Source organism: Nitratireductor sp. J20-h4, from assembly GCF_056780505.1.
On the sequence record NZ_CM165557.1, the window covers coordinates 4,285,182 to 4,299,100 of the forward strand.

Consider the following 13,919-nt stretch of genomic DNA (forward strand, 5'->3'; position numbering starts at 1 on the left):
TCGGAGCGCACAATCCTTCCGGGGCCGGACCCTAGAGCGAGCCCGCATCGACGATCAGCGTTTGCGCGGTCACCATGCCGGCCGCCGACGAGGCGAGGAACAGGCACGGGCCGACCATGTCGGCCGGCGCGATCTCCTGCTTCAGGCATTGCCGGTCGATATGGGCCTTGAGGCCGGCTTCCGTCACCCACAGATCGCGCTGGCGTTTGGTCATCACCCATCCCGGGGCGATCGCGTTGACGCGGATACCGTACGGGCCGAGCTCGCCGGCAAGCCCCTTCGTCAGCCCGACGACGCCGGCCTTGGCGGCGGTGTAGGAGGCGAAGCCGCCGCCATTGATCATGTAGGAGGTCGAGGAGAAATTGACGATCGCGCCGCGCCCTGCCGCCTTCATCGCCGGGACGACGGCCTGTATGGCGAAGAAGTGCGGCCTGAGATTGACCGCCTGGTTGGCGTCCCAGAATTCCGGCGTCACGTCCTCGACCGCGTGACGGTCGTCGCGCGCGGCGTTGTTGACGAGGACCCCGGCCGGTCCATGGGTGGCGGCCGCCTCGGCCACGGCCGCGCGCAACGCCGCCACATCGCGCAGATCGGCCGGCAGGAACAGCGGCCGGTTGCCGGTGTCCTTCTCCAGCCGCTCGCACAGGGCCCGGCTTTCGGCTTCGGCGATATCGAGGAAAGCGACCCGCGCGCCCTGGCGCGCGAAGCCCTCCGTCAGGCAGGCGCCGATCCCAGTTCCGCCGCCAGTGATGACGACGGCGGTATCGCGCAGATCCGGAAAGATCGCATCGGTCATGGTCGCCGTGTTCCTCCGCTGACGGCCGAGCGGCCGACTTTCGGGAATCGCGCGCCGCTTGACAAGCCCCGCCGCCGGAGCCCTGAACGTCGCGTGCTGAACGGCCCGGACAGGCGGGAGGACGCGGGCGCCAGCGGGCCTCGCGCCGGCAGTTCCGGGTCCCCGCTCGGATCAGGATGCGGCCGCCGGCCTGGCCATGCTGGTCAGTTGGCGCATCGTAGCAGCGGCGCCGGCAGGCTTGCCGAACAGATAACCCTGCCCGCCGCGGCAGCCGAACTCGACCAGGCGGGCCGCCTGTTGTTCCGTTTCGATGCCCTCGGCCACCACCTCGATATCGAGGCCTTCGCACATTGCCAGGATCGCCCGGATGATGTGCTCGGACGCGCGGTCGCTGAGGATCGAGGCGACGAAGGCCTGATCGATCTTCAGCTTGTCGAAATGGAATTCCCGCAACCGGCCGAGGCTCGACTGTCCCGTGCCGAAATCGTCCAGCGAGATCCGCACCCCCTCGGCGCGCAGATCCTGGACGATTTTTTCGGCCGAGGCGGGATCGGTCATCATGCCGGTTTCGGTGATCTCCACCTCGAGCCGGCGCGGGTCGAACGAGGCGCGGGCGAGCGTCGTCAGGATGTGGTCGGCGGTATTCTGGTCGACCAGTTGCGACGGCGACAGATTGAACGAGAGGAAAAGATCGTCCGGCCAGCTCTGGGCGGCGCCACTCGCCTTGCGCAACAGCAACTGCGACAGGGCGCCGATAATGTCGCGTTCCTCGGCGATGGGAATGAAGACGCCCGGCGACACGAAACCCAGATCGCGGTCGGTCCAGCGCGCGAGCGCCTCGAAGCCGACGATCCGGCGCGTCGCCAAATCGACGATCGGCTGGAAATACGGCTCCACCTCCTCGGCCGAAACCGCCCGCCTGAGCGCCTGCTCGATGCGCGTATCGCGCTTGGCCGCATCCTCCATTTCCTGCGTGTAGACGACGACGCGTCCACGGCCGCCACGCTTGGCGTGATAGAGCGCGGTTTCAGCCTTGCGGACGAGGTCCTCCGCGCTTTCGCTCTCGACATAATAAAGCGCGCAGACGACGGAAGCCGAAAGCCGGGCACTCCGCTCGCCGAGATCGTAGGGCGCCGACAAGATCTCGATCAGCATGCGCGCCTGCTCGGACACCGCGGCCTCACTGAACGTCATCGGGAACAGAAAGGCAAACTCGTCGGCGCCGATCCGGGTGATGGTGGAATGACGATCCATGGCTGCATGCAGCCGCAACGCGACCTGCATCAGGATTTCGTCGCCGGAGGCGCGTCCGAACAGGTCGTTGATCGGCTTGAACCCGTCGAGATCGATGATGCCGATCGCGAACGGGGCCGGGTCGTCGGCCCTATCCGCGATCAGGCGCTTGATCTTGGTGACGAAACGCCGGTTGTTGCCGAGCCCGGTCAGGGGATCGGTGTATGCCAGATCACCGCCGTCCCTGTTTTCGTTGATGCGTGGCATAGGCCCGTTCATGAAATTTTCTAGCTTTAGGTATGCCTGTTTGAGCGTATTCTTGCGTAAAACCGTTTAGGAAGCGTATCGCCTGCATGGCCCGGCCACAATCAAGGCGCGTGAACCGGCGGATTGGCATTCGCGCCGGAATTGGATAGATGGCTTCACCCCTTGTCACCTCGGGGCCAGACGCGGAGTTGTCGATGTCCTTGAAAATCGCCTTCCAGATGGACCACGTTTCCACCGTCACGATCGCGGGGGATACGAGCTTCGCCCTGGCCCTGGAGGCGCAGCGGCGCGGCCATCAGCTTTTCCACTACACGCCCGACAGTCTGTCGATGCGCGACGGCAAGGTGTTCGCCTGGGCCGAGACGATGACGGTGCGCGACGTCGCCGGCGATCATTTTTCGCTCGGCGAACCGCAGCGCCTCGACCTTTCCGAGGTCGACGTCGTGCTTCTGCGCCAGGACCCTCCGTTCGACATGAACTACATCACCACCACCCACATCCTGGAGCGCATCCATCCCGCCACCCTTGTGGTCAACGATCCGGCCTGGGTGCGCAACAGCCCGGAAAAGATATTCGTCACCGATTTCCCCGACCTGATGCCCGAAACGCTGATCACCAAGGATCCGCGCGAGGTCGCCGCGTTCCGGCGCGACCATGGCGACATCATCGTCAAGCCGCTCTACGGCAATGGCGGCGCCGGCATCTTCCACCTGCACGAAGCCGACCGCAATCTTGCCGCGCTGCTGGAAATGTTCGGCCAGATGTTTCGCGAACCCTATATCGTCCAGCGCTACCTCAAGGCGGTGCGCGCCGGCGACAAGCGCATCATCCTGATCGACGGCGAGCCGGTCGGCGCCATAAACCGGGTGCCGGCCGAACACGATTCGCGTTCCAACATGCATGTCGGCGGCCGGGCCGAACATGCCGAGCTGAGCGAGCGCGAGCGTGAGATCTGCGCGCGGATCGGACCGGCGCTGAAGGAACGCGGCTTCATCCTCGTCGGCATCGACGTGATCGGCGGCCTGCTGACGGAAATCAACGTCACCTCGCCGACCGGCGTGCGCGAGGTCAAGAATTTCGGCGGCGCCGACATCGCCGCCCTGTTCTGGGACGCGGTCGAGACGCGACGGACCTAGGCGGTCGTGTTGCCGTTCCGTTCAGGGCGATGCAACCGTATGCAACCCCTATACACGCAGAACGCTAGTTCGTTCTTGTAATGTTCTTGCGAGCCATGGCCAATTGTGCTTAATTTGGCGCGAGGGCGGCACCCGGGCAAACGTACCGGTTGCATGCCGCTCCCGTGGTCGGGGAGAAGCGGAGATGGTTTCGCGGGTCAGCACCGTCGCCTTTCAGGGCATCGAAGCGGTTCCGGTCGACGTTCAGGTGATGATCGCGCCGGGCAAGATCAACATGCAGATCGTCGGCCTGCCCGACAAGGCGGTGGCCGAGAGCCGGGAACGGGTACAGGCCGCGCTTCATGCCTCCGGCCTGTCGATGCCGCCCAAGAGGGTGACGATCAATCTCGCGCCCGCCGATCTGCCGAAGGAGGGCAGCCATTACGATCTGCCGATCGCGCTCGGCCTGATGGCCGCGCTCGGCGCGGTGCCGGCCGACGCGCTGCAAGGGTTCGTCGTGCTCGGCGAATTGTCGCTCGACGGCACGATCGCGCATGTGCACGGCGCGTTGCCGGCCGCGATCGGCGCCAACGCCCTGGGCAAGGGGCTGATCTGCCCCCACGCCGCCGGCGCGGAAGCCGCCTGGGCCGACAGCGAGATGGAAATCCTGGCTCCGCGCAGCCTGATCGCGATCGCCAATCATTTTCGTGGCTCCCAGGTCCTGTCGCGTCCCGTCGCCGAAATCCGGTCCATTTCGGGGACGCTGCCGGACCTTGCCGACATCAAGGGCCAGGAGACGGCAAAACGCGCGCTCGAGGTCGCCGCGGCCGGCGGCCATCATCTCTTGATGTGCGGACCGCCGGGTGCCGGCAAGTCGATGCTGGCCCAGCGCCTGCCCTCGATCCTGCCGCCGCTGGCGCCACGCGAATTGCTGGAGGTCTCGATGATCCAGTCGATCGCCGGCGAACTGGCCGAGGGACGCCTGTCGGATCGCCGGCCGTTTCGCGCGCCGCACCATTCCGCCTCGATGGCGGCGATGGTCGGCGGCGGCCTGCGGGTGCGCCCGGGCGAGGTGTCGCTTGCCCATAACGGCGTACTTTTCCTCGATGAACTGCCCGAATTCACGCCCGCCGTGCTGGATTCGCTGCGCCAGCCGATCGAATCGGGCGCGGCGGTGATCGCGCGCGCCAACAGCCGCGTCTCCTATCCCGCGCGCGCCCAGCTTGTGGCGGCGATGAATCCGTGCCGGTGCGGGCGCGCTGGCGAGCCGGGCTATCGCTGCGCGCGCGGGCCGCGTTGCCGCAGCGACTATCAGGCGCGGATTTCCGGGCCGCTTCTCGACCGGATCGATCTGCGGATCGAGGTGCCGGCGGTGTCGCCGCAGGAGCTGTTCCACATCAGCGGCGGCGAGACGAGCAAGACCGTCGCCACCCGTGTCGCTGCCGCGCGCGCGATCCAGCGCGAGAGGTTTGCCCGCCTCGGTACGAAGGATATCGCGACAAACGCCCTGTGCTCGACCCGGCTTGTGGAGGAGATCGCGCGGCCGGACGAGGCCGGCGCGGCGCTCTTGCGCGACGCGAGCGAAAAGCTCGGCTTTTCGGCGCGCGCCTATCACCGCGTCTTAAAGGTCGCGCGGACCCTGGCCGACCTCGACGGCAAGGACGCGGTCGGCCGCATCCACCTGGCAGAGGCGATCTCGTACCGGATGGGCGCGGAAAGCCTGGCCCATGCGGCCTAGAGCCGCCGACCTCGGCAATGCGGCCGGGCCAAACGGCGGAACAGACCGCAAGGCGGCTTGAATCCCACCGGGACGGACCCGGCAGGCCCACATCAACGCGTGCTGCCCCCCCTCGACCGGGTGGGGCCTATCACGGCAGGCAAAAACGCTCTTTCGGCCGGACGTCGCCCGCGCTATCGCAGGAGGCTCGTTGACCCGTCAACTCAGATCATTCCTGGAGCGTTTCGTGACCCCATCCTCAAGCAGACTACGCATCGCCGTCTTATTCGGCGGACGTTCCGCCGAGCATGACGTGTCGGTGCTTTCGGCGACCAATGTCATGCGTGCGCTCGCGCCGGCGCGCTACGACGTGGTGCCGGTCTTCATCACCCGCGCGGGGCGGTGGCTGCTGAGCCGTCTCGAGGATGGCGCGCTGGCGCGGCCGTCGCGCGGCACGCAGCTTTGCCTGGTGGCTGGCGGAGAAGGACAGATGCTGGCGATCCCGGCCGAGGGCGCGCCCTACGCTTTGCCGAAGATCGACATGCTGTTTCCCGTGCTGCACGGGCTTCATGGCGAGGACGGCTCGGTGCAGGGGCTGGCGGCGGTGGCGCGGGTGCCGCTTGCCGGCTGCGATATTCTGGGATCCGCGGTCGCGCTCGACAAGGACATCGCCAAGCGCCTGCTCGCCGAGGCCGGCGTGCCGACCGCGCGCTCCGTTACGATCGCACTCGACGACGTGCCGGCATTCGCCGCGCTGCAGCGCGATCTCGGGCTGCCGTTCTTCGTCAAACCGGCGCGCCAGGGGTCCTCGGTCGGAGTGAGCAAGGTGGCGAGCGCGCAAGACTATCAGGCCGCGCTCGCCGAGGGCTTCGACAACGACCGCAAGCTGCTTGCCGAAGAGTTCATCGACGGCCGCGAGATCGAATGCAGCGTGCTGGAGGACGCCCAGGGCGGCCTGTTCGTCTCGCGTCCCGGCGAGATCGCCACGGCGCAAAGCCACGGCTTCTACAGCTACGAGGCCAAATATGTCGACGAGGACGGCGCGACGCTGACCGTGCCGGCGGTGCTGCCGGAGGCGGTCGAAAGCGAGCTGCGCGCGATGGCGGCCAGGGCCTTCCGCGCCGTCGGCTGCGACGGCATGGCGCGGGTGGATTTTTTCCTGACCGCAGACGAGCGCTTGTTGGTCAACGAGCTCAACACCATTCCAGGCTTCACCGACATCAGCATGTATGCCAAGGCGATGGCGGCGAGCGGCGTGAGCTATCCCGAGATACTGGACCGGCTGGTGGCGCACGGGCTGGCGCGGGCCGGCCGCGCGACGTAGAGCGGCGGAGGCGCGCACGAACCCGAGGCGCCGGACGTTCCGATCCGGCACCGGTCTTAGGACCTCGATGCCCAGACAGCATGGCGTTCCGGAAGCGGGATCGAGCGCCCGCCCTTCAGGACATGCCGGCGGTTGACCGCGCTGACATGCCGGGCCGACGCGTCGCGCCGGCCCGGCGGCAGGTCATCTATTGTTGGGAGAAAAGAGATATTTCACCAGCGCGGCGGCGCCCAGCACCAGGACGACGATGACCAGAAGCCACACCAGGCCCATGCCCCACATCGCCATTCCGCCCATGCCGTCCCACATATAGTCCTGACCATTCATCATCGTTTCACTCCTTTATCCGTGTGATTGTCGACGCTTGCGCGCCCTATCGACGGGCATAGACGCCGGTGACGACGCCGGATTGCGAGACTTGGAGAATCTCGAATGGCGCCGCCTTCGTCCCGCCCATGCCCGGAGAGCCCCGCGGCATGCCGGGCAGGGTCAATGCCTTGATGTCGGGACGTACGCCGAGCAGGCGCCTGATCACGTCGACCGGCACATGGCCGCTGACGGCATAGGTCTCGATCATCGACAGATGGCACCCCTGCACATCGTCGGCCAGGCCGACGCCGCGGCTCATGGCGGCGAGGTCGTGGGTCGGTTTCACGGTCACGATGAAGCCGTATCGCCGCAGATAGTCGGCATAGGCCTCGCAGCAGCCGCATTGCGGGTTCTTGTAGAGCATGACGGCCTGTGCCGCGGCCGGGCGCGGCAAAAACAGATAGGCCGCCACGCCGATAATCACGGCGGTCGCCGCCAAGGCGTGGATCGATCTGCGCATGGTTGCTTCTCCTTTCGGTTCGATCCGGCATCAGGCGACGCGAATGACGCCCATCATTCCCGACATCTGGTGTTCGAGAATGTGGCAATGGAACATCCAGTCGCCGGGATTGTCGGCCACCAGGGCGATCTCCACGATCTCGCGCGGCGCCATCAGCACCGTGTCCTGCCATTCCCGATAGGGCGTGGGGTCGCCGTTGCGGGAGACGACGCGGAAGGAATGTCCGTGCAAATGGATGGGATGGGGCCAGGCGGTGGCGTTGGTCATCGCCAGGACATGGCTGCGGCCGCGCTTTAGCGTCAGCATCGGCTCGAGCACGGGCCCCTTGGCCGCGACGCCGTTGATCAGCCAGATGCCGTCGCCATGCATCATGCCCATCATAGAGCGCATCCGGCCCATCATGCCGCCGCCGGGACCGTCGCCTCCGGCGCGGCCGGCCATTTCCTCCATCACCATGCGGCCCATCATGCCGCCGGTAAAGAGCACCTCGTGACGGGTGGCGGCGGCGATGTCGGGCTCGGCGAGCGGATTGGCGGGAAGCGCCACCGGCCACTCGGGCGCGGCGTCGCGCAACGGCTCGGCACCGTAGGCAAGTTCGACCAGGTCGTATTCCAACCCGTCATAGAAGCGGTCGACGACCCTGGCGCGGCTCCCGACGGGGCCGGTGCAGTCGAGCACGAGGTCGGCGCGCATGGCCGGACCGAGCACGACCCGCCCGCTGGCGGGCCGATGCGGCGTCACCGGCTGGCCGTCCAGCGCGACGACGAGTGGCGCGTGGTCGGTGAAATCGAGCGCGAAAATCCTGGCGTTGGCGGCATTGATCAGCCGCAGCCTGATGCGCTCGCCCCTGCGGACCGCGAAATCGTCCGCCACGCGGCCGTTGATGGTGACGACGTTGCCGATCCGGCCGGCATGCATCATATCGGACCGGCTGCCGAAATCGTCAACGATCGCCGCGTCCTCGCCAAGGCGCCAATCGTCCAGCACCCAGGTGACGTCCCGGTCGACGCTAGGCGGTTCGGCCTCCTCGACGATCAAGGGGCCGTAGAGGCCGCGGCCCACCTGTTCAAAGCTGCGCTGGTGGGGATGGTACCAGAAGGTTCCGGCATCGACCGCGTCGAACTCGTAGAGGAATGTTTCGCCCGGGGCGATCGGCGGCTGGGTCAGATCGGGCACCCCGTCCATGGCGTTGGGCGTGCGCACGCCGTGCCAATGGACCGTGGTGCCCTCATCAAGGCCGTTTTCGACCGCAATGCGCAGGCGCTCACCCTGCCGCACGCGGATTTCCGGGCCGGGAACGGCGTCGTTATAGCTCCACACCGGCGTTGGATCGCGGGGAGCGGGCAGCAGCGGCGACCGGCCCGGGGCGGGGCGCAAGGCGAAATCGCGAACGACCGGCGCCCCGGCCAGGCCGTGCCGGACCGGCAGAAGCGTGGTCGCGACGGTTCCCGCCATGCCGGCGAGCAGGTTCCGACGCGTCAGCGTCGGTGCAAGAAAATTGGACATGTCCATATCCCGAAACGTGATTGAGATCGCGCACATGGCGGCGAAACGGTCGCCCGTGCGCCTCGACCATCCGCGGCGCTGACGCCGTCGATGGCCGTTCCGGCGGGGCCGGATCAGATCCGGCCCGTCAGAGCGGGATATTTATTGCGGCGGCTGCTGTTCGGGCGGACCGGCGCGGCCGGTGATGACGCGCGCGAGCGGGCGGGCGATCTTGCCGGCCAGTCCATCGGAGAACGCAGCATCCAGCGGCGGCAGCGCCGTCAACGGCTGGACGCAGGCCTGATCGCAATCCATGGCGGCGGCATCCACATCGACGCAGCAATCGGCCGCGGCTTCATCGATGCCGGCCATCGGCATGCCGACGGACATTCCGGTCGTTGCAGACGCATTCGCCACACTGCCGGCCACGAAAGCGGCGAGCAGGAAAAACGTGAGCATACGCAGGACGTTTGGCATCGCAACAAGGCTAATCCCGCCGAAGGGCGCTGTCTACGGCTCGATTGCCGCAGGTGCGCCTCATGCCTTCAACGGACGCCGATAGAGCCACAACTGCGCCGGCGGCAGGTTACGAACGATGAAATCCAGATGCTTGACCGTGTAGTTGCCGCGGCGCGGCGGCACCGGCGACAGCGGGCCATAGGTGATCTGCACCATCGGCCGGCCGTCGGGAAGCCTGTCCAGCACCTGCTCGACAAAATCGATGCGCTGCTGGACAGGGAAATTCAAAAGAGGAACGCCGGAGACGACCGCGTCGAACATCATGCCCGGATAGGGCGACAGCACGGTGTCGAGATCGAAGGCGTCGCCATGCAGGATGTTGACGGCGGGAAATCGCGTGCGCAGATGATCGACGAAATCGGCGGCGTATTCGACCGAGAACAGATCCTGCGGCTTGACGCCGTGGTCGATGATCGCCTTGGTGATGACGCCGGTGCCGGCGCCGAGTTCGAGAACCGGCAGGCCAGAGCCGCAGTCGATGACGGAGGCCATCTTGCGCGCGGTGACGGAACTGGTCGGCACCACCGATCCGACGGCCTTCGGCTTGTCGATCCAGCCTTTGAAGAAGCGGATTTCCTCGTCGAACCGTTCCGTCAGCGCCCTGCGCTTGTCTGTACCGCGCATCATCTCTCCAATTCCCGGGCGCATCGGCCGCGCCCCAGCCATTGATAGAATAGAATAAACCGAGACCGTAGTCGAAACCTCACCGTGGTCGGGGACGGAAATGCCCGGCAGCGGGCGTGCCTAGTCGCTGAAGGATTCGAAGAAATCCTTCATGCGCGCAAAAAAGCCGCTCGACTGCGGACTGTTGTCCTTGGAGGAAAGCTTTTCGAATTCCTCGAGCAATTCGCGCTGTTTCTTGTTCAAATTCTGGGGCGTCTCCACGGACACCTGGATGATGAGATCGCCCATGGCGGGCTGGCGCAGCACCGGCATGCCCTTGCCACGCAGGCGGAAGCGGCGGCCGTTCTGGGTGCCCTCGCCCACCTTGACCCGGGCCTGGGACCCGTCGAGCGTGGTGACCTCGAAAGCGCCGCCAAGCGCGGCCGTGGTCATCGAGATCGGCACGCTGCAATAAAGGTTCTCGCCGTCACGCTGAAAAAATTCGTGCGGCGTCACCGACAGGAAAATATAGAGGTCGCCGGACGGGCCGCCGCGCAGGCCGGCCTCACCCTCTCCGGCAAGCCGGATGCGGGTTCCGTCCTCGATGCCGGCGGGAATGTTGACCGACAGCGAGCGCTCTTCCACCACCCGGCCCTGGCCCGAGCATTTCTTGCAGGGATCGGCGATGGTCTGGCCGCGGCCCTGACAGGTCGGACAGGTCCGTTCGATCGAAAAGAAGCCCTGCGCGGCGCGCACCCGGCCCGACCCCGAGCACATGGTGCAGGTGACGGGTTGGGTTCCCGGCTCGGCGCCGGAGCCCGAACACTCGTCGCAGGCCACCGAAGAGGGCACGCGGATCTGGGCCGTCTTGCCGCTGAAGGCCTCCTCGAGCGAGATCTCCATATTGTAGCGCAGATCGGCGCCGCGATCGCGGCCGCCGGACGAGCGCCGCTGACGACCGCCCATCATCTCGCCGAAGATGTCCTCGAATATGTCCGAAAACCCACCCCCGCCAAAGCCGCCGAAACCGGGCCCACCGCCGGCGCCGCCATTTTCGAAGGCGGCATGGCCGAAGCGATCGTAGGCGGCCCGCTTCTGCGGGTCCTTCAGAACCTCGTAGGCCTCGTTGATCTCCTTGAAGCGACGCTCCGCCTCGCTGTCGTCCGGATTGCGGTCGGGATGGCACTGCATGGCCAGCTTGCGAAAGGCCGCCTTGAGGTCCTTTTCGTTGGCCTCTTTGCTGACTCCGAGGGTCTCGTAAAAATCGGCCTTCATTTCGTCCCGCAATTAATCCTGCTGACAAGCGTCGTGCGATGCTGCTGGTGTGACGGCATGCCTCCGATTTAGGGAGGCCCGGCCGGCAGCGCCATAGCATGTCTGGCCTTGCATGCAAATTTTTCGCCGGTCTTTGCCGGCGCGCGCGGCGAAACGCGATGGCGCAGACAGCAAAAACCCCCGAACCGGCGGCCCGGGGGTCTGATGATACGGCCGGCGGAAAAACCTACCGCGCGCCCGTCTTCTCGGCCACCCAGCCGTGGAACTCGGACAAGCGGGTATAGACGCCATAGGCGTTTTCATGCCCGCAGGCGATGTTGGAGCTCAGCGGGCCTTCGCCCCAGCTCACGATACCGACCTGAACCGGGCCGGCATCGCCGGTGGTGAAAAGCGGGCCGCCACTGTCGCCGTTGCAGGCATCGCGGGCGCCGCTCGGCACGCCGGCGCAGATCATGTTGCCGGTCAGCGGATCGGCCATGGTCTCGGCGATCAGCGAGGTCGCCCGCTCGATCCCGTCCTGCGAAATGCGCATGCGCCGGCCATAGTCGCTCAGCACGAGCTTCAGATCGCGCGCATAGATATCCTTGATGCCGGCATTGCAGGCATCGTTGGGAAACAGCTCGACATCGGCCTGCATCAGCGTGTCGGGAAAGCCGCCATTTTCCATCTTGCCCCAGCCGATCACCCGCGCAGCGCCGGTATCGAGGTTCTCGCTCGTCATGCGGATCGGCGTCTGACTCGCCGGCCGCGCCAGACGGATCAGGCCGACATCATTGTCGAAAGCCTGCGGATCGTAATTTTCGTGCGCGATGATTTCGGCAACCTCGATGCGCTCGCCCTCGACCAGATCGGTCGCGCCGACCAGCGCGGTGACGCTGTCGGGTTTGACGAGCTCGCCGAACTGGAACAGGCAGTGCGCCGCCGTCAAAACCCACTCCGGCGCGACCAGGCTGCCGCCGCAGAACTGGGCGTCGAGTTGCGTCCGCGGGTCGGGGTCGAGCAGGCCGCTGCTCAGCAGCGCGACCTGGAACGGATAGGCGTCTTTTTCGGCCGCGGTTCCGCCGATCACCCGCGAATCCTCGCCGCTTTCGCGCTGGGCCTTGCGCAGCTCCGGCACCCGGCCGAGCGGCGAGGTTTCGGCTTTCGCACCCGCCCGCGCGCCATCCTGTGCCAAAGCCGGCCCCGCCGGCGACAGTGCGGACAGGCTCAGCACCGTGGCCGCTGCGAAAGCGAAAAATCCCTTGTCGCGTTTCATTTCAATCTCCCGAGACGATCCGGCGCGCGGCCGGCAAATTTCTTCCAAGCCCGTCCACATCTAATGCGCGGGCCGGGCCAAACAAAAGCGATTTCTTGGCCCGATCAGGGAAATATTGCGGCGACACGAACCCGCGCCATCGCCGCCCGGCGGATACGGAACGCCCGAAACCGCCAGCCGGCCGATCGCGGCGCGCCGACCACGATATAGACATTTTTTGTCTGTTGTGTTCGATTTCTCATTGGGCTTGGGAGCTTACTCAACATGACAAAGAACTTTATCGCAATTCTTGCCGGAACCTTCCTGGTGACGGCGGGTCTACCAGCCACCGCCTTTGCCGACAGCGTATCAGGCGGCCAGGGCAGCGGCGAATCCGCCCGCGGCGCGCTCGACGAGATGCCTGATCTTTCCAGCCGCAGCATCGTCGACCTGAAACCGCCGCGCATCAAGACGGACGAGGCCAGCCGCGACTTCTCCATGCCGACGGAAGAGGAGTTGCAAAAGGCGTTTTCGACGCGCTCGCGCTCCGGCGACGGCAAGGTCACGCCGCCGAGCGAGGAGCTGAAGGAGATCATTCGCGGCCTCGTCAACGGCGACGGCGCGGATGCCGGCGACGCCCGCGAACCGGCGGACGATCCCGTGCTCGACGAAGCGTCGCGCCAGGTGATCGGCGAAGACGACCGCGTGCAGATCACCCAGACGAAGAAATATCCGTTCAACGTGATCGGCCAGATCTGGTCGCAGACCAAAGACGGCGACTGGGGCATCTGCACCGGCACGCTGATCGGCAAGCGCGCCGTCTTGACGGCCGCGCACTGCCTGTACAATCACGATGCCGGCGGCTGGCTCGCCCGATACGAGTTCTTTCCCGGCCTGAACGGCCAGAACGATGCGCCCTACGGGCGTTACAGCTTCGTCGACGCCTATATCCTGGAAGGCTACATCACCAATTATCAGGGCGTGTACGGCTCGGTCGTGCCGTGGGATCTGGGCATCCTGATCCTCGACAAGCCGGCCGGCGAGGAAATCGGCTGGCTCGGCTACGCCACCTACGACCCGCCCTATCCGTTCACCGCCAACATTATCGGCTATCCGGGCGACAAGCCGCAAAGCACGATGTGGCAGGCGAGCTGCGACGTCGATCCGGGCACCGCGACGCAGAACAATTTCTCCTATCTGTGCGACACCTATCCGGGCTCGAGCGGTAGTGCTGTCTACCACTATGACGGCAAGACGCAGGAGCGCTACATCGTCGGCGTCAACATTGCCGAGACCGAGAAGGAAAACATCGCCCTGAGGCTGAACGGCCCCTATTTCAACTGGGTGCGCAGCATCGCCCAGGAATAGGGCTTTTCCGCCAGATTACCTTCCCAGAGCGGCGGCCGTGTCATAGCGGCCGCCGTTTTCTTTGGCGGGCCGCCCGGCCACGCGACGCAATAGCCGGTTGCCTCCACTATCCGGCGCGGTCTTTAATAGAGCGCGATGCCGCGTATCAGGGGGA

At 66.1% G+C, this 13,919-nt stretch carries 13 protein-coding genes; 4 read left to right on the top strand and 9 right to left on the bottom strand.

Annotation, left to right across the window (positions count from 1 at the left end; genetic code table 11):
* Positions 1-31 precede the first annotated feature (31 nt).
* On the bottom strand, positions 32-796 hold the full coding sequence (locus ACT2B0_RS20750) for an SDR family NAD(P)-dependent oxidoreductase (protein WP_473460146.1): 765 nt from the start codon (positions 794-796) through the stop codon (positions 32-34).
* Between the two features lie 171 nt (positions 797-967).
* Positions 968-2,308, bottom strand: a complete 1,341-nt coding sequence (locus ACT2B0_RS20755; protein ID WP_473460147.1) for a putative bifunctional diguanylate cyclase/phosphodiesterase — start codon at positions 2,306-2,308, stop codon at positions 968-970.
* Between the two features lie 182 nt (positions 2,309-2,490).
* Here ACT2B0_RS20755 and gshB point away from each other — a divergent pair, with 182 nt between their 5' ends.
* The 3 genes from gshB to ACT2B0_RS20770 all read left to right on the top strand — a co-directional run bounded on the left by gshB (position 2,491) and on the right by ACT2B0_RS20770 (position 6,452).
* Entirely contained in the window at positions 2,491-3,432 is a 942-nt protein-coding gene (gshB, locus tag ACT2B0_RS20760; protein ID WP_473466150.1) for a glutathione synthase, read from the top strand.
* Between the two features lie 184 nt (positions 3,433-3,616).
* A complete protein-coding gene (locus ACT2B0_RS20765) occupies positions 3,617-5,149 on the top strand; it encodes a YifB family Mg chelatase-like AAA ATPase (protein ID WP_473460148.1) in 1,533 nt (510 codons plus the stop codon).
* A gap of 226 nt (positions 5,150-5,375) precedes the next feature.
* Positions 5,376-6,452 (top strand): D-alanine--D-alanine ligase family protein, encoded by a 1,077-nt coding sequence (locus tag ACT2B0_RS20770; RefSeq protein ID WP_473460149.1) that lies wholly within the window; start codon positions 5,376-5,378, stop codon positions 6,450-6,452.
* 183 nt (positions 6,453-6,635) lie between these two features.
* Here the strand turns inward: ACT2B0_RS20770 and ACT2B0_RS20775 are convergent, their stop codons facing one another.
* The 7 genes from ACT2B0_RS20775 to ACT2B0_RS20805 form a co-directional block, all read right to left on the bottom strand.
* Complete coding sequence (locus tag ACT2B0_RS20775; RefSeq protein ID WP_473460150.1) at positions 6,636-6,782, bottom strand: hypothetical protein; 147 nt, start codon at positions 6,780-6,782, stop codon at positions 6,636-6,638.
* Positions 6,783-6,825: 43 nt separating this feature from the next.
* Complete coding sequence (locus tag ACT2B0_RS20780) at positions 6,826-7,281, bottom strand: DUF411 domain-containing protein (RefSeq protein ID WP_473460151.1); 456 nt, start codon at positions 7,279-7,281, stop codon at positions 6,826-6,828.
* 30 nt (positions 7,282-7,311) lie between these two features.
* Entirely contained in the window at positions 7,312-8,787 is a 1,476-nt protein-coding gene (locus ACT2B0_RS20785) for a multicopper oxidase family protein (protein WP_473460152.1), read from the bottom strand.
* 141 nt (positions 8,788-8,928) lie between these two features.
* Complete coding sequence (locus tag ACT2B0_RS20790) at positions 8,929-9,243, bottom strand: hypothetical protein (protein WP_481658430.1); 315 nt, start codon at positions 9,241-9,243, stop codon at positions 8,929-8,931.
* 60 nt (positions 9,244-9,303) lie between these two features.
* The gene (gene pmtA / locus ACT2B0_RS20795; protein ID WP_473460154.1) at positions 9,304-9,912 is read right to left on the bottom strand and encodes a phospholipid N-methyltransferase PmtA; all 609 of its coding nucleotides are present in this window, start codon (positions 9,910-9,912) and stop codon (positions 9,304-9,306) included.
* 117 nt (positions 9,913-10,029) lie between these two features.
* The gene (dnaJ, locus tag ACT2B0_RS20800; RefSeq protein WP_473460155.1) at positions 10,030-11,163 is read right to left on the bottom strand and encodes a molecular chaperone DnaJ; all 1,134 of its coding nucleotides are present in this window, start codon (positions 11,161-11,163) and stop codon (positions 10,030-10,032) included.
* A gap of 226 nt (positions 11,164-11,389) precedes the next feature.
* Positions 11,390-12,418: a S1 family serine peptidase gene (locus tag ACT2B0_RS20805; RefSeq protein WP_473460156.1), complete on the bottom strand. Its 1,029-nt coding sequence runs from the start codon at positions 12,416-12,418 to the stop codon at positions 11,390-11,392.
* Positions 12,419-12,682: 264 nt separating this feature from the next.
* On the opposite strand from ACT2B0_RS20805, the gene ACT2B0_RS20810 reads away from it, so the two are divergent.
* Entirely contained in the window at positions 12,683-13,765 is a 1,083-nt protein-coding gene (locus ACT2B0_RS20810) for a trypsin-like serine peptidase (RefSeq protein ID WP_473460157.1), read from the top strand.
* Positions 13,766-13,919 lie beyond the last annotated feature (154 nt).

Coding starts and splice junctions, on each gene's coding strand:
- ACT2B0_RS20765 (WP_473460148.1), top strand. CDS start 3,617: ATGGTTTCGCGGGTCAGCACCGTCGCCTTTCAGGGCATCGAAGCGGTT.
- dnaJ (WP_473460155.1), bottom strand. CDS start 11,163: ATGAAGGCCGATTTTTACGAGACCCTCGGAGTCAGCAAAGAGGCCAAC.
- ACT2B0_RS20785 (WP_473460152.1), bottom strand. CDS start 8,787: ATGTCCAATTTTCTTGCACCGACGCTGACGCGTCGGAACCTGCTCGCC.
- ACT2B0_RS20750 (WP_473460146.1), bottom strand. CDS start 796: ATGACCGATGCGATCTTTCCGGATCTGCGCGATACCGCCGTCGTCATC.
- ACT2B0_RS20780 (WP_473460151.1), bottom strand. CDS start 7,281: ATGCGCAGATCGATCCACGCCTTGGCGGCGACCGCCGTGATTATCGGC.
- gshB (WP_473466150.1), top strand. CDS start 2,491: ATGTCCTTGAAAATCGCCTTCCAGATGGACCACGTTTCCACCGTCACG.
- ACT2B0_RS20790 (WP_481658430.1), bottom strand. CDS start 9,243: ATGCCAAACGTCCTGCGTATGCTCACGTTTTTCCTGCTCGCCGCTTTC.
- ACT2B0_RS20805 (WP_473460156.1), bottom strand. CDS start 12,418: ATGAAACGCGACAAGGGATTTTTCGCTTTCGCAGCGGCCACGGTGCTG.
- ACT2B0_RS20755 (WP_473460147.1), bottom strand. CDS start 2,308: ATGAACGGGCCTATGCCACGCATCAACGAAAACAGGGACGGCGGTGAT.
- ACT2B0_RS20810 (WP_473460157.1), top strand. CDS start 12,683: ATGACAAAGAACTTTATCGCAATTCTTGCCGGAACCTTCCTGGTGACG.
- ACT2B0_RS20775 (WP_473460150.1), bottom strand. CDS start 6,782: ATGATGAATGGTCAGGACTATATGTGGGACGGCATGGGCGGAATGGCG.
- pmtA (WP_473460154.1), bottom strand. CDS start 9,912: ATGATGCGCGGTACAGACAAGCGCAGGGCGCTGACGGAACGGTTCGAC.